This window comes from Rhizobium sp. NPDC092011 (genome assembly GCF_044756305.1).
Classification (GTDB): domain Bacteria; phylum Pseudomonadota; class Alphaproteobacteria; order Rhizobiales; family Rhizobiaceae; genus Rhizobium.
On record NZ_JBIVSO010000021.1, the window covers coordinates 44667 to 63041 of the forward strand.

At 59.5% G+C, this 18375-nt stretch carries 18 protein-coding genes; 11 read left to right on the plus strand and 7 right to left on the minus strand.

Annotated features, from left to right (window positions below):
- The 10 genes from ACIQJ2_RS35145 to speB all read left to right on the plus strand — a co-directional run bounded on the left by ACIQJ2_RS35145 (window position 1) and on the right by speB (window position 10082).
- Window positions 1-1152: a LysR substrate-binding domain-containing protein gene (locus ACIQJ2_RS35145; RefSeq protein WP_400676845.1), complete on the plus strand. Its 1152-nt coding sequence runs from the start codon at window positions 1-3 to the stop codon at window positions 1150-1152.
- Between the two features lie 85 nt (window positions 1153-1237).
- Entirely contained in the window at window positions 1238-2695 is a 1458-nt protein-coding gene (locus ACIQJ2_RS35150; protein WP_199145216.1) for an APC family permease, read from the plus strand.
- Window positions 2696-3346: 651 nt separating this feature from the next.
- A complete protein-coding gene (locus tag ACIQJ2_RS35155) occupies window positions 3347-4273 on the plus strand; it encodes an amino acid ABC transporter permease (RefSeq protein ID WP_400676842.1) in 927 nt (308 codons plus the stop codon).
- Window positions 4270-5034, plus strand: a complete 765-nt coding sequence (locus tag ACIQJ2_RS35160; protein WP_400676840.1) for an amino acid ABC transporter ATP-binding protein — start codon at window positions 4270-4272, stop codon at window positions 5032-5034. The genes ACIQJ2_RS35155 and ACIQJ2_RS35160 overlap by 4 nt, the downstream gene beginning before the upstream one ends.
- 31 nt (window positions 5035-5065) lie before the next feature.
- On the plus strand, window positions 5066-5929 hold the full coding sequence (locus ACIQJ2_RS35165) for an ABC transporter substrate-binding protein (protein WP_400676838.1): 864 nt from the start codon (window positions 5066-5068) through the stop codon (window positions 5927-5929).
- A gap of 22 nt (window positions 5930-5951) precedes the next feature.
- The gene (locus ACIQJ2_RS35170) at window positions 5952-6758 is read left to right on the plus strand and encodes a GntR family transcriptional regulator (RefSeq protein WP_400676836.1); all 807 of its coding nucleotides are present in this window, start codon (window positions 5952-5954) and stop codon (window positions 6756-6758) included.
- A 1-nt stretch (window position 6759) separates the two neighbouring features.
- Window positions 6760-7500 carry a BtpA/SgcQ family protein gene (locus tag ACIQJ2_RS35175; RefSeq protein ID WP_400676834.1) on the plus strand — a complete coding sequence of 247 codons (741 nt, stop codon included), beginning with the start codon at window positions 6760-6762 and terminating at the stop codon, window positions 7498-7500.
- Window positions 7497-8000 (plus strand): ureidoglycolate lyase, encoded by a 504-nt coding sequence (locus tag ACIQJ2_RS35180; RefSeq protein WP_400676832.1) that lies wholly within the window; start codon window positions 7497-7499, stop codon window positions 7998-8000. The genes ACIQJ2_RS35175 and ACIQJ2_RS35180 overlap by 4 nt, the downstream gene beginning before the upstream one ends.
- Window positions 7997-8926: a carbohydrate kinase family protein gene (locus ACIQJ2_RS35185; RefSeq protein ID WP_400676831.1), complete on the plus strand. Its 930-nt coding sequence runs from the start codon at window positions 7997-7999 to the stop codon at window positions 8924-8926. The genes ACIQJ2_RS35180 and ACIQJ2_RS35185 overlap by 4 nt, the downstream gene beginning before the upstream one ends.
- Window positions 8927-9047: 121 nt before the next feature.
- Window positions 9048-10082: an agmatinase gene (gene speB, locus ACIQJ2_RS35190; RefSeq protein WP_400676828.1), complete on the plus strand. Its 1035-nt coding sequence runs from the start codon at window positions 9048-9050 to the stop codon at window positions 10080-10082.
- 291 nt (window positions 10083-10373) lie between these two features.
- On the opposite strand, the gene ACIQJ2_RS35195 is transcribed toward speB, so the two are convergent.
- The 4 genes from ACIQJ2_RS35195 to ACIQJ2_RS35210 all read right to left on the minus strand — a co-directional run bounded on the left by ACIQJ2_RS35195 (window position 10374) and on the right by ACIQJ2_RS35210 (window position 15050).
- Window positions 10374-11981, minus strand: a complete 1608-nt coding sequence (locus tag ACIQJ2_RS35195) for a serine hydrolase domain-containing protein (RefSeq protein WP_400676825.1) — start codon at window positions 11979-11981, stop codon at window positions 10374-10376.
- A gap of 70 nt (window positions 11982-12051) precedes the next feature.
- Window positions 12052-13575, minus strand: coding sequence for an ABC transporter substrate-binding protein (locus ACIQJ2_RS35200; protein WP_400676823.1), 1524 nt, complete (start codon window positions 13573-13575; stop codon window positions 12052-12054).
- Between the two features lie 603 nt (window positions 13576-14178).
- The gene (locus tag ACIQJ2_RS35205; protein WP_400676821.1) at window positions 14179-14541 is read right to left on the minus strand and encodes a hypothetical protein; all 363 of its coding nucleotides are present in this window, start codon (window positions 14539-14541) and stop codon (window positions 14179-14181) included.
- A gap of 26 nt (window positions 14542-14567) precedes the next feature.
- Window positions 14568-15050, minus strand: a complete 483-nt coding sequence (locus tag ACIQJ2_RS35210) for an SRPBCC domain-containing protein (RefSeq protein ID WP_400676922.1) — start codon at window positions 15048-15050, stop codon at window positions 14568-14570.
- A gap of 50 nt (window positions 15051-15100) precedes the next feature.
- On the opposite strand from ACIQJ2_RS35210, the gene ACIQJ2_RS35215 reads away from it, so the two are divergent.
- Window positions 15101-15421, plus strand: coding sequence for an ArsR/SmtB family transcription factor (locus tag ACIQJ2_RS35215; protein WP_400676818.1), 321 nt, complete (start codon window positions 15101-15103; stop codon window positions 15419-15421).
- A 199-nt stretch (window positions 15422-15620) separates the two neighbouring features.
- On the opposite strand, the gene ACIQJ2_RS35220 is transcribed toward ACIQJ2_RS35215, so the two are convergent.
- The 3 genes from ACIQJ2_RS35220 to ACIQJ2_RS35230 are packed head-to-tail and all read right to left on the minus strand — an operon-like array spanning window position 15621 to window position 18343.
- Window positions 15621-16304 (minus strand): ABC transporter permease, encoded by a 684-nt coding sequence (locus ACIQJ2_RS35220; protein ID WP_400676817.1) that lies wholly within the window; start codon window positions 16302-16304, stop codon window positions 15621-15623.
- Between the two features lie 4 nt (window positions 16305-16308).
- Entirely contained in the window at window positions 16309-16980 is a 672-nt protein-coding gene (locus tag ACIQJ2_RS35225) for an ABC transporter permease subunit (protein ID WP_400676814.1), read from the minus strand.
- A complete protein-coding gene (locus ACIQJ2_RS35230; protein ID WP_400676812.1) occupies window positions 16973-18343 on the minus strand; it encodes a M20/M25/M40 family metallo-hydrolase in 1371 nt (456 codons plus the stop codon). The genes ACIQJ2_RS35225 and ACIQJ2_RS35230 overlap by 8 nt, the downstream gene beginning before the upstream one ends.
- Window positions 18344-18375: the final 32 nt, after the last annotated feature.

The following is an 18375-nucleotide window of genomic DNA, read 5'->3' on the forward strand; positions in this document are numbered from 1 at the left end:
ATGGACGCAGATCTTCGTGGCCTCTTTCTTGAGAGCATGAGCCGGGTCGCATCGGCCGTCACCGTGGTGACGACAGATGGCGAGGCGGGGCGCTTTGGTGTCACCGTCTCGTCCATGACATCGGTTTCGGCCGACACCAGCCGGCCGTCCCTGCTGGTCAGCATTCACCATTTGAGCCCTGCGGGCGAAGCGATCAGAAAAAACAAGCGGTTTTGTGCCAATGTGCTCAGCGGCAATCAGAGCTTCGTTTCGGATCTCTTCTCGGGGCGCCTCAAGCATATGGCCGACGATCGGTTCGCGGCAATCAACTGGCACAAGAGCGCAGCCGGATCGCCTGTCATTGACGGCGCCATCGTTTCTCTCGATTGCGAATTGAAGACGGCCCTGTTGTGGGGCACCCACTTCATTCTGATAGGGGAGGTCGAGCAGATCGCGCTGTCGCAACAACGCTCGCCACTCGTCTACGCCAACCGAGGCTACCGACGCGCCATCCCGATCGCACCGGATGACGACCGGCCCCATCAGCCGGAAAACCAGCTGCGGGTCGGTTTCTTCATCACGCTGGGGCCGGAATTCGTGCCGCCGCTCGTTGCTGATTTCGCTAGCCAGACACCGGCTGTCGATCTCAGCCTTCTGGAGGCGGACCATGACGATCTGATCGAACAAATGCGCGCCGGCAAAATCGACGCGGCGATCACCTTCGGGTCGGTCAATGAGCCGGAACTCGAAAGCGAGCTTCTATGCCCGCCCGCACCGCATGTGCTGCTGGCTGCCGACCACCCTCTTGCCGGCAGAGCCAGCCTTCGTCTTGCCGAGGTGGCCGAACTGCCGATGATCCTGCTCGACTACCCTTCCGTCCGGAGCGCCATTGCTGCCCTCTTCAAGCGCAACGAGATGAAGCCGCTTACCCGGCTGCAATCACCGTCGCTTGCCATGGTGAGGGGGCTTGTGGCGCAGGGCCTGGGATATTCGATCGTCCCGCAAAAGCCGCATAACAGAACCGGCCCCGACGGTCGTGAAGTTCGAGCCGTGCCGCTCAGCGAGGATTTTCCGGAGGGTGCGCTCGTAGCTGTCACACAACAACGGGAGCGCCAGGGCAGCCTGGCGAGAGACTTCATCGAGAAGTGCAGGACATCGTTCAAGCGCACCTGACGGGGGGACGGCGCGCCGACGTTGGAATGAATGGGAGAGTATCACAGCAAAAACGCCGCGATCGGCGGCATAACGGGAGGGGAATATGGCTCAAGATGAAGCTATCGATATCAGCGGTGCAGGGAGTAACCAACTTCGCAAGAACTCGCTCGGTCTGATCGCCGTCACCTTCATGGTGATCTCGGCGGCGGCACCACTGACGGGAGTTGCCGGCGCGATGCCGCTGGCATTCATGCTGGGGAATGGCGCCGGCATTCCGGCAACCTTCGTTTTCGTGACATTGGTGATGCTGGCCTTTGCTGCAGGCTATGTCACCATGTCGCGCTACGTTACCAATGCCGGCGCCTTCTACGCCTATGCGGCGCGGGGACTTGGCGGCCGCGTTGCGGGCGCTGTCGCTGTGACCGCGCTCGTCGCTTATAATGCGATGCAATTCGGTCTGATCGGCCTTTTCGGCGGTATTGCCTCCGGCATCTTTGGGTCGTTCGGATTGGCGCTGCCCTGGTGGGTCTGGAGCCTGCTTGCAATCCTGCTGGTCGGCTTTCTTGGCTACCGGCAGGTCGACCTGTCGGCCAAGGTGCTCGTCTTCGTCGTTGCGCTCGAATATCTGGTGGTGCTTGTCGTCGATTTCGCCATTCTCGGCCAAGGCGGTGCGAGCGGTCTTACGCTCAATTTCTTCGACGCAAACGCTGTCTTCTCGGGTTCGCTGACGGCGGCGATCCTCTTTTGCATGGGCTGCTTCATCGGCTTCGAGGCGACGACGATCTATGCCGAGGAAGCGCGTGACCCCGAAACGACGATTCCGCGTGCCACCTATCTTTCGGTGCTGATGATCGGGATTTTCTTCATCTTCACCACCTGGCTTATGATCGCCGGCATCGGCGCCGACAAGCTGGTTCCAACGATTCAGGGCCTGTCGGATCCTTCGACATTCTTCTTCGATCTGGCGGGCCGCTATGCGGGTGGAGCGATCGCCAACGTTGCTGGCATCCTGTTGGTCTCCAGCCTCTTTGCGGCACTTTCGGCCTTTCACAACTACATCGCGCGGTACAGCTATGTTGCAGGTCGCGAAGGCTTGCTTCCCGATGTTTTCGGCCGGACACATGATACCCATCAGAGCCCACATGTCGGCTCGGTGACGCAGACCACTGGCGCCCTGATTGTCCTCGCGTTCTTCGCGGGATCCGGCTTGGATCCTGTGCTCAACATGTTCACCTGGATCAGTCAGATTGGGACGCTCGGCGTGCTCGGCATGATGACGGTAACCTCGGTCGCGGTGATCGCCTTCTTCCGGAGAGAGCGTCACAATGCTTCGGTTTTGACGACGCTCATCCTGCCCTTGCTATCGGGTCTGGTGATGGCGGCACTGTTTATCTACATCTTCCTGCATTTCGGTGACTTGACGGGGACGACAGGAGGCGCGCTCGGCATCGTCCTTCCTTCGCTCATTCCGCTTGCAGCGATCATTGGCTATCTGCTTGCCATGCGTCTCCAGCGCGCCGATCCGGCGCGCTTCGCTCGCATGGGTCACAATCAGGGTTAATTCGCTCCTGTCCGCGGGATGGCGGCTGATGGCCGGCATCCCGCCTTCGACACGAACCCGGATCCGCCGGGAAACTGGCCACTCGATGCGAAATCAACTCGGAAACGCCAGTCGCCTTTAGCCGCCTTGCCAGTAACGGGATGAGAGTGATGTGTCGGAACTCTCGACTTGAGTCATCACCCCATCAAATATGCCTGCGTTAAAACGGGGCGGGGGCAGCTAACGGCGGCTATGCATGAACCATCCGGCCTAAAGTCCAAACCGATTCAAAAGCAGTATTGCCGAGATACCATATGGTCGCGCCATTGCCGTCGGTCCGGGTTGGGGCGGATCGGCTGGGGACGAGTGGCAATAGCCACCAGTTTTCGGGCGTGGCATTCCCGCCCTTGTCTTTGGGTATAGTCGTCTATGCCCGGCGCCCCTTACGATTCATCGCGGCAACACATTCCACTCACCGATGATGATTGATGCGATCTACCGCATTCATCATTTGCCGGCCCCGCGTCAATTCCGGGCGTGCGGTGACGCCGTGTCATCGTCGGGACCGATCACTTCGCTTTTTTGAGACGGAGATTGCCCGGCAAATGCCGCTTGACTTCATCAGATCAGGTTCCTATTAAGTTGTAGGCCTAACCCTACAATTTGGAAATCATGTCACAGTCTGATCCAAAACCTACCGCCACATTGTCTCTTACGGATCTCCCTGGTCCCGAGGTGATCGTGCGTCGCCTGCGGCACCCCGGACGTTGGGTCAGCGGTGGCATTGTTCTCATCCTCCTGGCTGTCATCGGCCATGCCTTCGCCGTCGGACAGATTCAGTGGACCGTGGTCGGACAGTTTCTGACGGCGGAGGTCATCGTCACCGGCTTCGGCTGGACCCTGCTGATTTCAGCCTGCGCTCTCGTGCTCGGCGTCTTCTTCGGCTTCGCTTTCGGCATTATGCGCCTTTCGGAAAATCCGATCCTGCGCTTCGCCTCCTGGCTCTATGTCTGGATATTCCGCGGCACGCCGGTGCTGCTGCAGCTTCTCATCTGGTTCAACATCGCGCTGGTCTTCCCCCGGCTCTATATTCCGGGCCTCGTCGATGCCCGCATGGTCGATGTCGTCACGCCCTTTGTCGCAGCCGTGCTTGGGCTCGGTGTCAACGAGGGCTCCTATCTCACTGAGGTCGTGCGCGGCGGCATCGCATCGGTCGATCGCGGCCAAAAGGAAGCGGCACATACGCTCGGCATGACGCCGGGCCAGACCATGCGCCGCATCATCCTTCCGCAGACCTTGCGTCTGATCCTGCCTGTGCTCGGCAATAGCGCGATCGGCATGCTGAAATTCTCGTCGCTTGCCGCCACCATCGCCATGGGCGAGATGCTAAATGCGGCGCAGCGCATCTACTTCATCAACGGCGCCGTCATCGAATTGCTGTTCGTCTGCGCCATCTGGTATCTGGCCGGCACGACGGTTCTTTCGATCGGCCAATATTATCTCGAACGCCATTTCGGCCGCGACGCGGCCACCGCCACCCCTGAGCGCCGCTGGTTCTCGGGCTGGGCACGGCGACCGGCCACCACGGGGGAAGCATGAGTCTCGCAGTCAAGGCGGTCGGAATCCGCAAGAGTTTTGGCAGTCACGAAGTTCTGAAGGGCCTCGATCTGGATGTCGCCTATGGCGAGGTATTGTGCATCCTTGGCCCCTCGGGGAGTGGCAAGAGTACATTCTTGCGCTGCATCAATCATCTCGAAACGCCGAATGGCGGCTATGTGTGGGTGGATGGCGCCATCATGGGTTACTCGCTATCGCGAGGCGCCCTGCAGGAACTGCCGGTGCGGCATCTGCGCGCTCAGCAGAGCCAGCTCGGCATGGTGTTTCAGCATTTCAATCTCTTCGCTCATCGCACGGTGCTCGGCAACGTCATCGAAGGGCCGATGGTGGTGCGTGGCCTCAAGCGTTCGCAGGCCGAAGCGCGCGCCATGGATCTGCTGGAGCAGGTCGGTATGGCCGCCAAGGCGTCGAGCTATCCCTCGCAACTCTCCGGTGGCCAGAAGCAGCGCGTCGCGATCGCTCGGGCGCTCGCCATGGAGCCGCGCGTCATGCTTTTCGACGAACCGACGAGTGCACTCGACCCGGAACTGGTCGGCGAGGTGCTGGAGGTCATGCGCAATCTGGCACGCGGCGGCACCACGATGATTGTCGTCACCCACGAAATCGGCTTTGCCCGGGAGGTTGCGGACCGGGTCGTGGTGATGATCGACGGCGAGATCCGCGAAATGGGTCCGCCTAGCGAAGTGCTGAGCAACCCCGCCGATCCGCGCGTGCGCTCATTCCTGAGCCGCGTGCTTGCCTAAAAATTTCAGTCCAACAATGGGAGAACGGACAATGAAAAAGGGACATTCAATGGTACGGGGGCTCGCCTCGGCCGCGCTTATCGGCCTTGCGGCGTGCGGTGCCGCTCATGCCGCCGGCGACGAGAAGCTGGCTGCCGGTCTGCCGCAGGCAGTACGCACGGCTGGCAAGCTTAACTTCACGATCAGCCTCGCCTATCCGCCGATGGAATACAGCGATGCCGGTTCGACCGAACTCAAGGGCTTCGACATCGACCTTGCCAAGGCCGTCGCCGAGCGTCTGGGTCTGACCGCAGAGTTCCAGAACGTCGAGTTTCCGCAGCTCATCCCTCAGGTCGTAACCGGCCGTTCCGACATGGTCATCACCGCCTTCTCCGACAAGGTCGAACGTCAGAAACAGCTCGATTTCATCGACTACTTCAAGACCGGCAACGTCTTCTACACGACCGTCGACCATCAAAACGAGATCAAGACCGAGGCCGACCTCTGCGGCAAGACGGTCGCCGTGGCGACAGGAACCAGCTGGGTCACCTGGGCTGAGGATCTCGGCAAATCCATTTGTCCGGCCGGCAAGCTGATCACCGTCATCCAGATCCCGACCCAGGCCGAGCACATCATGCAGATCCGTCAGGGTCGCGCGCAAGCCTCGGTCATCGGCCTTGAAGGCCTGCTTGACCTGATGAAGCAGGAGCCGGGCAAGTTCTACCAGATCGGTCAGGTCGGCGATGTCAACTACTACGGCATCGCCTTTGCGAAGGCCAATGGTGAACTGCGCGATGCCGTGCGTGCCACGCTGGAGAAGCTGAAGGCGGATGGCACTTATGCACAGATCCTCGATCGCTACGGCTTGAAACAGGCAGGCGTCGAAGAGTTCAAGATAAACGGAGCCAAGAAGTAACACGATTCTGTCGGAGCCTGCCTTGACCAATCCTTCCACATCAGACGCCAAAGCAACAGGTGAACGCCCGGACGATAGACTGTCGCGCCTTCGTCTCGACATCTATTCGAACGAGCAGCTTTACCGCCAGCTCTATCGGGCTTTACGTGCGGCCATACTCAGCGGGGACTTTTCTGAAGGGGAGGCCATTCCCTCGGAAAACCAGTTGCGTGACCAGTTCGGCATTGCGCGCACCACGGTGCGCAACGCTATGGCGCTCCTGGTGTCGGAAGGGCTGGTCCAGCAGGTTCGCGGCCGGGGCACGATCGTTTCGCACCGGCCGATCAGCCACAATATCTGGAACTTCGGGAGTTTCACGGAGTTGGCTCGCCGGCAGGGCCAACGCCCGATAACAAGAGTACTGGAGCACCGGGTGGAAAATGGCGAACTCCTCCTGGTGCGTGCACGAGGGCTTGCCAATGACGCAACGATCAGCTGGTTGAACGTCGACACCTCACAGCTCGATCTTGCCCTCTATCCAGGCATCGATACCTACGATTTCGGCGAGCAATCACTCTATGAAGTGCTGCGCCGCGACTATAACCGCCATCCCCTCCGCTCGGAACTGCTGCTCACCGTCGTGCCGCCGTCCGATCGCCTGCGGGAGGTCTTTGCTCCGGCACTTGATGTGCCGGGCTATCTTTGTGCCAGTGGAGACGTACTTGACGCCGACGATCGGTTGGTCGAGCGCACGTCGATCGTCTACTCGCCGGCCGTCCAGATGAAATTCGCAACGCGCTGGGGGCGCGAGACCGCACCCGTTGACAGCGGTGTGACGCAGGAGAACTGATATGAGCCGCTTCGGCGAGACTTTCACAACCCCGAAACCCATTCTCGGCATGCTGCATTTGTCCGGCGACGGCCCTGCTGCAAAATGTGCGCAGGCCGAAGAAGAGGCCCGCATCATGGCCGGTGAAGGCGTCGACGGGTTGGTGGTCGAAAACTATTTTGGTGATGCCGATGATGTGGAGCGTGTGCTTGAGCGGCTATGTGCCCTTGATCTCGGCTCCAAGATTGGCGTCAACGTATTGCGCGACAACGAGCGCGCCTTCGCGCTGGCGGCGAAATATCCGGTCGCCTTCCTCCAGGTCGATTCCGTCGCCGGCCATCTGCCGCCAGAGGCGGACATAACCTTCGCCGGCGATCTCGCTGCAAGGAGAGCAAATACCCAGGCACTGTTGCTCGGCGGCGTGCGTTTTAAGTATCAGCCGGTCCTTTCCGGCCGGCCCGAGGACGAGGACGTGCGCATCGGCGCCGCCCGGTGTGACGGCCTCGTCGTCACGTCGGACGCGACAGGTCAACCGACCGATATGAATAAGGTCGCGCGCTTCCGTTCGGCGACGGGAGCCCGCACACCGCTTCTCATCGGCGCCGGCCTCACCGAAGCAAATGCCGTCGAGCAGCTTGCGGAAGCCGATGGTGCGATTGTTGGGAGCTGGTTCAAGGATAGCCACAAGGATACCGGCCGCGTCGAGGCCACACATGTCGCTCGCCTGATGCGTGCCGTCCGCACCGCACGGAGCGCCGCATGAGCGTGATCGTCGCACGGCACGTAACGGCCGAGAATTTCGCCGGCTACGGCAAGGTCTATGATCTCGTCGACGACACCGATCCGGATGTGATCCTGACGAAGGGCGAGGGGTGGGCCGATGGCTTTGGTCGCAAGCCGCTGATCGACGGCTCGGGTCATCTCGGCATGACGCGCGGTGGAAGCGCCCCTTGGAATTGCACGGCAATGGAGCGGCATCCGCAGACGGAAGAGGCGATCTTCTGCGCCGCCGAAGCGGTGGTCCTTGCCGTTGCTCCAGCTTCGTTAGCCAGCGCGCCGCACCGCGACGAGGTCGAGGCGTTCATTGTCAGTCCAGGTCAGGTCGTGGTGATGCATCGCAACGTCTGGCATGATGCCTGCCGAGGTGTCTCAGGTCCGACATCCTATTATTGGATGGCGATTTGCGGCCTTGGCGAAAGCCCGTGGGTTCCGGTCGCCGGAGGACAGCTGGAAATCCGGACCAATGAAGGGCCGCGCGCATGACAGCGTTTTTCATCGGCGACGTTGCACTTGACGAATATTACACTGCCGAACGTTGGCCTGGCCGCGCTGACAAGGGCATGGTCAAGGAATTGCCCGCCGAGATCGGTGGCTCTATCGCAAACGCGGCTGTCGTGCATGCGACCCTTGGCGGCGACACACAGTTCGTTTCCCTGCTGAACGATAGCCCCTTGTCACACCGCATGATTGCCGACCTCAAACAGAATGGTGTCGGCGTCGATCATATGCTGACGGATCCCGCCATTGCGGAATCGCGCAACTTCATCTTCCTGATCGATGGTGAACATGTCGTGCTTACGGTCGAGATGGGTGAGCAGCCGATGTGGCTGGCGCCGGCAACGCTGGAGGCTCTGCGTCAGCCGGGCTTCCTCTACACGACATTATACCGCGTCCGCCGTCTGCATACGAAAACGGGGGAAGGTCTGCTCAGACAGGCTGACCTGTTGGCCGACCTGCGTCGCCACGGCCGTCGAACGATCTTCGACCTCGATGTCGGTGGCTGTACGCCCGAAGACATGCCCTATCTCACCGGAGCCGCCGTCGTTATCTTCAACCAGGTCGGCTTCCGAAACACCTTCGGCCACGAGGATCTCTCCCTCATCGGCGATTGGATACGCAGCCATCAGATTGGTTGCGTTATCCGCACGCTCGCTGCCGAAGGCGCCGAGGCATATGACGGGAGCACCCGCACTCATGTGGCCGGCTACCCAGTTGCTGTCGCGGACGTTACCGGAGCCGGCGATACTTTTGGCGGAGCTCTCACTTGGTGCCTCGCTCAAAAGCAGGCGCTTGCCGATGCACTCGATTTTGCCGTCGCGGCCGCCTCCCGTTCGGTCACCGTCCACGGACCGCGCGGCGGCAAGGCATGCGTTGAGGAAGTTGAGCGCTGGCGTGGGGAAAGACGCTGATCGGGTGGGGTCGCGTCGCACCGTTGCTGGCGGAGCTGCTGCGGTCGGTCTGCCGTCCGACGTGAGCAGGATATCAAGGTCCCGGCTGACACCGACATCAACGTAAGTAGGAGATCAAATCATGGATACCGAGAGGCTGCGAGCGCTCAGGGAAAAGTATTTGGGCGCATCGGGGGGAGACATTTTCGATGCGGATTTTGCAAAAGTGGCCAAATCTCAGTTCAATGGGAGCGACAAGCGCAGGTGGCCTTTTGCAGGAGTGCCGACATTTCTCGACGCACCATATCTGCCAAATGCTCAAGAGCTCCCCGATTTTGGTGGGATCGACGTTGCGCTTGTGGGAGTTCCCATGGATCTGGGCGTCACCAATCGGAACGGAAGCAGGTTCGGACCTCGAGCATTAAGAACGATCGAGCGCATTGGCCCCTACGAACACGTCCTGCGATGTGCTCCCTTTTCCGAGGCCATGATTGCCGATATCGGTGATGTGCCGATGGAGAGCAGATATGATCTCGCGCGCTGCCACTCCGATATCGAGGCGTTTTACAAGCGCCTTGTCGCCGCCGGGATAAGGCCGCTCAGTGTGGGTGGCGACCATTCAATCACCTCGTCGATCTTGAAAGCCGTCGGCGAAAAGCATCCAGTTGGCCTGATCCACATCGACGCCCACTGCGACACCGCCGGACCATACGAAGGCGCAAAATTTCAGCATGGCGGGCCGTTTCGCCTTGCCGTATTGGACGGCGTTCTCGACCCTGATCGCACGATCCAAATCGGAATTCGAGGAGGAGCCGAGTATCTTTGGGAGTTCTCCTATGAATCGGGGATGACGGTCGTTCACGCGGAAGAGGTCGCCGGTATCGGCATTGAGGCTCTTGTTGAAAAAGCACGCATGCTGGTTGGCGATCATCCGACTTACATCTCCTTCGATATTGACAGTATCGATCCCGGATTTGCCCCCGGCACTGGTACTCCCGAAGTGGGCGGTCTGTCGCCTGGACAGGTTCTTGCCCTCCTTCGGGGACTGAAGGGAATAAATGTCGTGGGGGCTGATGTCGTGGAAGTCGCGCCGCAATATGATGCGACCACGAACACGGCACAGATCGCAGCTCAAATGATGTTCACCATCCTTTGTCTGATGGTCGGAAAATTCTGATCCGCGGGCAAAATGCCGCCTGGAAAAGCTCGGCCCGACTTTGTTGCAGAAAATCCGTTGGTGCCCGAAAGAGCGCAGAGGATTTTCAGTGAGACTGTTGACGAGCGATTTCAGGTGGCGGCGTCGACAAACCGGTGCGGTGTTTCAATTATGTGGCGCCGCAGTACAACGCTGCCGGCTTGGCGAACATCATTTCCCACCGCGCATGAAAAGCGCTGGAACATCGTACTCGATATTCCAGCCACAAAACATAAGCCCGCCATTGGCGGGCTCATGTTCGACGCGACCGCGTCAGACTTCTTTGAATGTCAGCCGCTTGGTGCGATCGCTGTTGATGATCATGCCGCCTTGCGTAAATCGCACGGTGAAGAGCCATGGTAGAACCCATGGGCATACCCGCCACTGGTCGTGCACGTCCACGCTCATCGGGTGGGCGAAAAAGAAATCCGCGCCATAAGCGACGAGCTTGACGCGCTGCATGCCTTCCGGCGAGGAAAGGCTCAGTTGCAGGTCCCGGCCGGCCATCCGGGTTTCGCCGCGAAAATCTCCCGATTGCGCATGGAAGGTGCGGCCCACGAAGGCTTCCAGCGAGATGGCGGTGGGCGTGATGGACACGAAACGGCGCATGCGGCCGAAACGCTCGGCAAGAATGGCGCCCTCGGATGCAGCTTTCAATGCAAAGGCAGGAATGGAGGCTTGCGGTTGCCATTTGCCGTTGCCCACGGCCAGTAGCGGCGCACCGCCCATATTCATGATCAGGCGCGGCTCGCCGTTATCCGTTTCGATTGTGAATACGTCGTCTCCGCCTTCCTCGCGATAGGTGCCAGGGGCGATGTCGAAACCGGCGTGGGACTGTCCCGCCGCAACGCCCAGAAGATCGTAGGCGATGGTGCGCGCCAGCACATAGGGCGCGAAATCGTCTTGGTTGGACAGCATGACTATACCGAGATCCGCTTCCTCGAAACGAACCGATTCCGAACGTGCACCGGCGATCCAGCCGCCATGACCGACCGATGTGAGCGGGCCGCTGGTATCCCGCACGAGGCCGTATCCATAGGGCGAGGGATGGCCATTGATGGCAACACCGGCTTCGGCCATGCGCGCGAACAGGGTTCTGTCGCCGACCTTGGGGTCGCGCAGGTTTTGCTGCCAGACGACCATGTCGCGCAGGCTGGAAACCATGCCGCCTTCGCCGCCGATGGCAATCCCCCAGCCGGATTTGAGCCATTTGCCGTCCGGTCCTCGCCGATGATGCACGGCAAGGCGCGGCACGATATCGTCGTCGCGCGGCATCAATCGCGTGTCTTCCATGCCAAGCGGCCCGGTGATGCGCTCGTGTAGGAGATTGTTGAAACTCTTGCCCGATACCTCTTCCAGAATTTCCGACAGCAGCAGGAAATTGCTGTTGCTGTACAAGAGATCGTGGCCAGGCTCGAAATTCAGCGCGCTTTGGCGACCGACCACGCCGCAGGCATAGGCGCGCGAGGAAGGGGCGAGGATTGGTACGCCGCCGATTGTCATCATCTCCAGAATGTCGCGCAGACCGCTCGTGTTGGACGCGAGATGATGCAGCGTTACGGGCCACTCAAAGTGCGGCAACCAGGGTAGATGCTTTTGAACCGGGTCCTGCATCGACAACAGGCCCTCGCGCTCCAGCATCAAAAGCAGGCAGGTGGTGAACTGCTTGCTCTGCGAGGCGATACGCACGACCGAACGGCTCGACAGAGGCAATCCGTTGGCGATGTCGGCCATGCCGTAGCTTGCCTCATGCACTACCTTGCCGCCAGACAGCACGGCCAGCATCACGCCCGGCGAATTTTCGCCGCTCCAAGTGCGGAAATAGGGGTCGATACGGCCGGCGAGGGTGCCGGCTTCGAGAATGGGAAAGCTTGTGGTCATGATTTGCCTTCGCGACGCGATTGGAACGGAAAGCGCCGCATCTCGTTTCGAAATGCGGCGCAGGGCCTCGTCAGTTCTTGACCTGAACGTTCCAGAAATATGGCCAGGGCGACGGGTTGAAGCCACCGAGTTTCGGCGACGCCGCCGAAAGGGCGCTGAAATCACCAATCTTGACGACGGGTGCCTGTTCGAAGATCAGCTTCTGCAAGTCGGCCCACAATTTCACCCGTTCGTCCTGCGAGGTCGCGCGATTAAAGGCATCGAGCGCCTTTTCCTTCTCCGGCGTATCCCACCAGCCGCCGGCGGTCTTGGACAGGATGAAGTTCAGTGCCGGTTCCGGCAGGAAGGGGCTGTGGGTAATGAACACATCCCACAATTCCGGTTTCTTGTTGCGCTGGATCATGGTCGCCCAGTCGCTGACCTGAAGATCGACCTTGAAACCGGCCTGTTCCAGATACATCTGCGCGACCTGCGCCATTTTGTAATGAAACTCGTACTGGCGGCTGGTCAGGATGCGCAGCGGCGTGCCGTCGTAACCGGCTTCATCCAGAAGCGCTTTGGCCTTTTCCGGGTCGGCAAGATTGTAGTTCTCGGTGCCGATATCCGTATGCCAGATATAATTCTTCGGATACATGGCTGCCTCGACGGCATAGAATTTCGGGTCGCCGAAACCTGCCGCCAACATGTCCGCCTCACTCAGCGCCATCTGCACGGCCTTGCGGATCTTCGGGTTCTTGAGCGGGCCTTCCTTGTTGTTCATGACAAAGATCGGCCAGCCGAAATGATCGAGCAGGACCGGCTTGTCCGCACCCTGTTCCAGGCGCCGATAGGATTCCACCGGCAGAGAGTCGACATAGTCGTACTGGCCGGAAATTGCGGCCTCGACCCGTGTGTTGGCATCGGGGAGCGGCGCGAAGCGGATTTCGTTCGCCTCGGCGACGCGTGCGCCGCCGAGACCATCCGCCTTTTCTGTGCGGGACTTGTAATCGTCGAAACGCACGAGCTGAATATATTGATCCGGCTTGTGTTCCTTGAGCTTGTAGGGGCCCGTGCCGATCACTTCCTTCAGCGGCATTGCCAGCGCATCGGCCGGCATGATCACGGCGGCGGAATTGTTCAAGGCGAGAAGCGAAAGGAGCGGCGCGTAGGGTTGGGTGAGGGTGATCGTCACCGTATCGTCTGCGGTCTTGGCGACCGATTTGATATAGACGGCCGTTTGCTTGCCGCGCGAGGCCACGTCCAGCCAGCGCTTAAGCGAGGCGACGACGTCGTCCGCAGTCATCTCGCGTCCGTTGTGAAACTTGATGCCCTGACGCAGTTTGATCGCATAGACCGTGCCGTCCTCGCTCACCTCGGGCATGGATTGCGCCAGAAGCGGCGTGACGTTCCATTTGCTGTCGAAGGTGAACAGCGTTTCGAAAATGTGCTGCGAGATCATGCCGACCAGATCCGTTGCACTCACCATCGGGTCGAGCGAGGCCGGTTCACCGATGGTCGCGACATTGATCACTCCGCCTTGTTGCTGTGTGAAAGCGGCAGGCGCTGAAAAGGCCAGCAGCGAGGTCGCGACATAGGCAAGTTTCAGGAAATTCATGGTGTTCTCCTCCCGAGAAATACCATTATTATGGAATAATAGTTATAATTCGAGAATACTGAAGCGAACTGCGGCAAGTCAATAGACGTGGAGCACAACAAAAGCCGGGTGGTATAAAATTTCCGAACTGGCGAATTCGCTCCCGGTGCCGGGAGCTGAAATGGAGGACTGACGCGTACGTCACCCTGTCCGGGTAATCTTCACGAACCTGGGTGGGTTCAAGGATTGGGCGCGACCCTCAAACGAACCCCACGCGGCCCTCATCCACTCGGATTGAGACCGTCTTCGGCCTTTGCGTCGGGCGACATGATTTTTGTGCACTATGCCAACGCTATCGCGGCCGGCTCTCAATACGAGGCCGATACTGAGTGCTTCTGAAAGATGACGCGAAACGCCGTAGGGGTTTTCATTGCAGCTGCATCAGGACAGAACGCGAGCAATGATGTTCTGTCGCTTTGCAGCGCTCACGCGCTAGAAGGCAATCTTGTAAAGCGAGAGAGGTTCAATGATCTTAGCCGAGGGAATGATGCTAACCGGTTTGGCTGGACGATCGTCATTGGCCAAACCGGCTGCAGCCGATGGAGTACCGCGTTGGGTGGAGGCTTACCAGGCGTCGGGCTCCCGAACCATATGGATTATGTTTGCCGGGTTGGTGATCCATCCACCCCTGAAGCCGTCAGCAAGTGGTTCGATTTGATCGCACCGCGTCACGCCTGATTTTGAGAGATGCTCGGCGGCAGCATCAAAGTTGTCAGTAAACAGCTCCAGCCAGACTTCAGCCTGACTCATTCTGGGTTCCGCAGCGATCCAGAGTTTGTTTGGACCAAGCTCGAAACCAATATCCGGTGCCTTATCGGTAATGGGAACGAGCCCAATGGTGTCCCGATAAAAAGCTACCGTCGCCTCGTATTGATGAGGCGGCACCTTGATCGCGATATCGATGCCTCCATAAAGCTTTGCAGCCAATGCCTTTCTCCTTTTCCTGTCTGGTTCTAATCTCGGGGTCGCGCGGGCACGCCCTTCATTTCGCTGGTGTAATATCCCTCACGCAGATTGATGCCGTATTCCGCGAATGCCTTCAGGCAACACAGCATCTGGGTCCAACCTTCGCAGTTGATGTAGCTCTGCTTCAGTCCTGCATCCTCTGTGCGCCAAATGCCCTCGCGGATCGTCACCATCGTGGCGCCATCGTCCAAAGGCTCGAAACGCATCTCGATCTTGGTTTGGTAGTCCGCTTCGGCCCGCGCCGAGTTTGCACGCCAGCGCAATAGGACCCTTCGATTCTTCTCGATTGTTTCGACCTCGACGGGGACATCGCCCCACCAGATCACCGTGGTCCCCTCGATGAGCGGCGCGCTCGCCCCGCCACCGGTTGTCACAAAATAGCCGGAGAGTTTTTCCGGGTTGACGACCGCATCGAAGACCTCAGGCACCGGCCGACCAATGCGTGCATTGACACTAAATTCGTAGGCCATCCCATCCCCCAATGCTTGAATGTCGGCAAAATATGTTATAAAAATATAACATGTCAAGTGAACCAAATGGCGATCTCGTCTTCAAGGCTCTGGCTCATCCGTTCCGGCGCGGATTGCTGGATCAAATCAAGGACGAGCCGAAAACAACCGGCAACCTATGCGAGGCGCATCCGGGCGTGGACCGCTGCACGGTGATGCAGCATTTGAAGATATTGGAGGAGGCCGGCCTGGTCATCGCCAAACGGGAGGGGCGTGAACGGTGGAACCATCTCAACGCTTTGCCCATCAAGGCGATCTCGGACCGCTGGATCAGTCAATATGCCAACCATGCACTGAATGTGTTGGAGATGCTGAGCAATGATCTTGCATGAATTCGGACGCGCTTCGCGTGTCTCCGAATTTGCCAATTCAGGCTCTCACAAGCTGCTTCGCCAAGGTCTTGTCCTGGAGCCGACCGATGCGGCCTTGTCCCTGGTTTCCGGTCGATCGCAGGCGATCATATTAGCTAAACGCCAGTATCGATTGAGTTCGGCCAATATTCCCAACGGGCGGGAAACCTTGACATAAGGTTCATCGACCCGGGATGGCGGCACGCATTTCGATGAATTTGAATATCCGTCCGAGGACCGCGCCCATCAACAGATAGATTGTTCCGGCTATGAGGAAGGTTTCAAACGGAGCATAGCTGCGCGCGACGAAGACACGGGCAGCACCTGTCATTTCCATGACAGTGACAGCGCTTGCGAGCGTGGAACCCTTCATGACCAGGACGAGTTCATTGCCGATGGGTGGAAGTATTGCCCGGTAGGCCTGCGGAAGAAGGATCTTGAGCAGAAGCACGCCTCGATGCAGCCCAAGGGCGCTTCCGGCTTCGGATTGCCCCTGCGGGATCTGACGGATCGCGCCCGCAAGCAGCTCGGCCGAATAGGCGGCAGAGTTGAGGCCGATCGCGAGGATCGCGCAATAGATTGGGCTTCGAAGAACCGGCCAGAGGAAGCTATGGCGCACAGCCTCAATCTGTCCCAGCCCGTAATACACAATGAACAGCTGGACGAGCAGCGGGCTTCCCCTGATGAGGAACGTGTAGGTGGACACTGTAAATCGTAGCATCCGGCTTGTGGATGTGAGCGCGAGCGCAAGAGGCAGAGCCAGAACCTGACCCACCACGAAACTCACGATCGTAATGAGGACGGTAAGAGCGAACCCGTTCTTGACGGCCAGGAATGCGGGTGCGAAGAGCTCGAACGACAGCATGGCGTTACCTCAGATGCGGGGTCAGGCGGGATTCGTACATTTTCAGAAGAAGCGTCGAGACAGCCGTGATAAGCACGTAGAGGGCGGCGGCGGCGAGATAGAAAGCGAGCGGCTGATGGGTGGCACCCGCTGCCACGACAGATTTCCGCATGAGTTCCTCGAGCCCGACGACGGAGACAAGAGCGCTCTCCTTCAGGATGACCAGCCACTGATTTCCAAGCCCCGGAAGGGCACGTGCCATCATCTGGGGCATGACGACGAGGCGAAAGGCGCGCGCCCGGCGCAATCCCAGAGAAAGAGCCGCCTCCCATTGGCCGGCAACCACGCCTAGGAGCGCGCCTCGTAGGATCTCGGTGAGGTAGGCTGCCGCGACGATGGAAAGGGACGCAATGCCGGCGCTCAACCCGTCGACCTCGACATATTGGCCGGCCAATTTCGTAAGCAGCACGGTGCCGCCGTAGAATATGAGGAATATGACGAGCAGTTCGGGAAGCCCCCGAATGAGCCCGATATAGCCCATGACGACACGGCGAATTGCGGGAGGTCCGTAGACTGTAAGCGGCGCAAGGATTGCGGCGATGATAAAGCCGATGATGAAGCTTCCAACCGCTACCGCAAGGGTCATCAGAAGTCCCTGCATCAGTTGACCCTGATATTGCTGGACGGCGTCAAGCATGCAGGCTCTCCGGTGCTCTGTCTTCGGCAGCATCGGCAAGCAGCGTGAAGAAATCAGCGGCAAAGCCGATCATCTTCGCAAACTGCGCAGTCAGGATATTCTCGTCGGGAGAATGAAGCATGGCACCGTGGTGGGTGAGGCCTGCACCAAACAGCGTCGCGCCGAACTTGTGCACAAACGGGTGGGCAAGTCCCGATGCCGCGGAACTGGGTTGAATGATTGCCGGGCGCTCGAACCATTTCTCAAGCAGCGCTGCGCCCATTTCGACGACAGAGTGCGCCGGATCGCTTCTGACGCCGAGGACCTCGGCATCGAGGATGGTCAGCTCGATATCCTCGAAATGGTGCTGGTCCAAGTGCTTGCGGAGCAGTTCGGCAATGCGCAGCGGGTGTTGCCCCGGCGCCAGACGGAAGTCGAGCTTCACCTGACCTGCGCAAGGCAAGACGGTTTTCGCGCCTTGCCCGCCATAACCGCCGTGGAAGCCGTTGACGTTGAGACAGGGCTCGAAGTTGAGATGCGCGTAGAAATTCTCTGGCCCCACGCCGCCAAGAAGGCGTCGGCCGCCGGTCTCGGCCTGAAGATCGGCCAACGGGAACGGGGGTACTGCCGTAAGCTCCTTGCTGCGCCCGTCCGGCTCGATGATATCGTCGTAAAATCCGTCGATCAGAATTCGTCCGGAGGCGTCACGCAGGGAGGACACCGCCGCGGCAAGTCGCCAGAGCGGGTTGTCGAATATCGCGCCAAGGCTGGAATGCAGGTCCGCCCGGGCCGTGCGGCACTGAAGTTCGACTGCAAGTATGCCTTTGAAGCCCATCAGGATGATCGGGCGTCCCGACTTGTCGACCTCGCCATATTCCCACCAGCAGATATCTGCCTTTGTATCTGAAAACCTGTTTTCGAGAAAACGTGTGAGTGACGGGCTGCCGATCTCCTCTTCGCCTTCGACGATCCATATCAGCTTGAACGGCAGGGCTTCAGGCCGATCCGCGCGGAACGCGCGCCATCCTGCCAGGCGACTGACAAATTCGCCCTTGTCGTCAGCCGCACCGCGGCCATAGAGACGACCGTCACGCTCGGAAAGCGCAAATGGCGGGTCGGTCCATAGATCGACCGGATCCTCGGGCTGGACATCATAGTGATTGTAGATGAGCAGCGTGAAGGGACCGTCGCCTGTCTCGCCAACCACGAAGGGTCCGACGTCTCCAGGATGCTGCTCGGTCAGGAAGCCGGCATCCTTGAGCAGGCTTTCGACCTTGTCGGCGCAGGCAGCAAGACCTTCCGCCCGCGCGCTCACCGATGGAATGGCGACGAGGGTGGTGAGATCATCCTTTGCGGCGATCAGGATTTCGGGACGTATTTGCATGGTTCCTCCATGATTGGGAGGCGGCAAGCCGC

Excerpts from the sequence above, each read along its gene's own strand:
- ACIQJ2_RS35145 (WP_400676845.1), top strand. The coding sequence starts at position 1 with ATGGACGCAGATCTTCGTGGCCTCTTTCTTGAGAGCATGAGCCGGGTC.
- ACIQJ2_RS35150 (WP_199145216.1), top strand. The coding sequence starts at position 1,238 with ATGGCTCAAGATGAAGCTATCGATATCAGCGGTGCAGGGAGTAACCAA.
- ACIQJ2_RS35155 (WP_400676842.1), top strand. The coding sequence starts at position 3,347 with ATGTCACAGTCTGATCCAAAACCTACCGCCACATTGTCTCTTACGGAT.
- ACIQJ2_RS35160 (WP_400676840.1), top strand. The coding sequence starts at position 4,270 with ATGAGTCTCGCAGTCAAGGCGGTCGGAATCCGCAAGAGTTTTGGCAGT.
- ACIQJ2_RS35165 (WP_400676838.1), top strand. The coding sequence starts at position 5,066 with ATGAAAAAGGGACATTCAATGGTACGGGGGCTCGCCTCGGCCGCGCTT.
- ACIQJ2_RS35175 (WP_400676834.1), top strand. The coding sequence starts at position 6,760 with ATGAGCCGCTTCGGCGAGACTTTCACAACCCCGAAACCCATTCTCGGC.
- ACIQJ2_RS35180 (WP_400676832.1), top strand. The coding sequence starts at position 7,497 with ATGAGCGTGATCGTCGCACGGCACGTAACGGCCGAGAATTTCGCCGGC.
- ACIQJ2_RS35185 (WP_400676831.1), top strand. The coding sequence starts at position 7,997 with ATGACAGCGTTTTTCATCGGCGACGTTGCACTTGACGAATATTACACT.
- speB (WP_400676828.1), top strand. The coding sequence starts at position 9,048 with ATGGATACCGAGAGGCTGCGAGCGCTCAGGGAAAAGTATTTGGGCGCA.
- ACIQJ2_RS35195 (WP_400676825.1), bottom strand. The coding sequence starts at position 11,981 with ATGACCACAAGCTTTCCCATTCTCGAAGCCGGCACCCTCGCCGGCCGT.
- ACIQJ2_RS35200 (WP_400676823.1), bottom strand. The coding sequence starts at position 13,575 with ATGAATTTCCTGAAACTTGCCTATGTCGCGACCTCGCTGCTGGCCTTT.
- ACIQJ2_RS35210 (WP_400676922.1), bottom strand. The coding sequence starts at position 15,050 with ATGGCCTACGAATTTAGTGTCAATGCACGCATTGGTCGGCCGGTGCCT.
- ACIQJ2_RS35215 (WP_400676818.1), top strand. The coding sequence starts at position 15,101 with ATGTCAAGTGAACCAAATGGCGATCTCGTCTTCAAGGCTCTGGCTCAT.
- ACIQJ2_RS35220 (WP_400676817.1), bottom strand. The coding sequence starts at position 16,304 with ATGCTGTCGTTCGAGCTCTTCGCACCCGCATTCCTGGCCGTCAAGAAC.
- ACIQJ2_RS35225 (WP_400676814.1), bottom strand. The coding sequence starts at position 16,980 with ATGCTTGACGCCGTCCAGCAATATCAGGGTCAACTGATGCAGGGACTT.
- ACIQJ2_RS35230 (WP_400676812.1), bottom strand. The coding sequence starts at position 18,343 with ATGCAAATACGTCCCGAAATCCTGATCGCCGCAAAGGATGATCTCACC.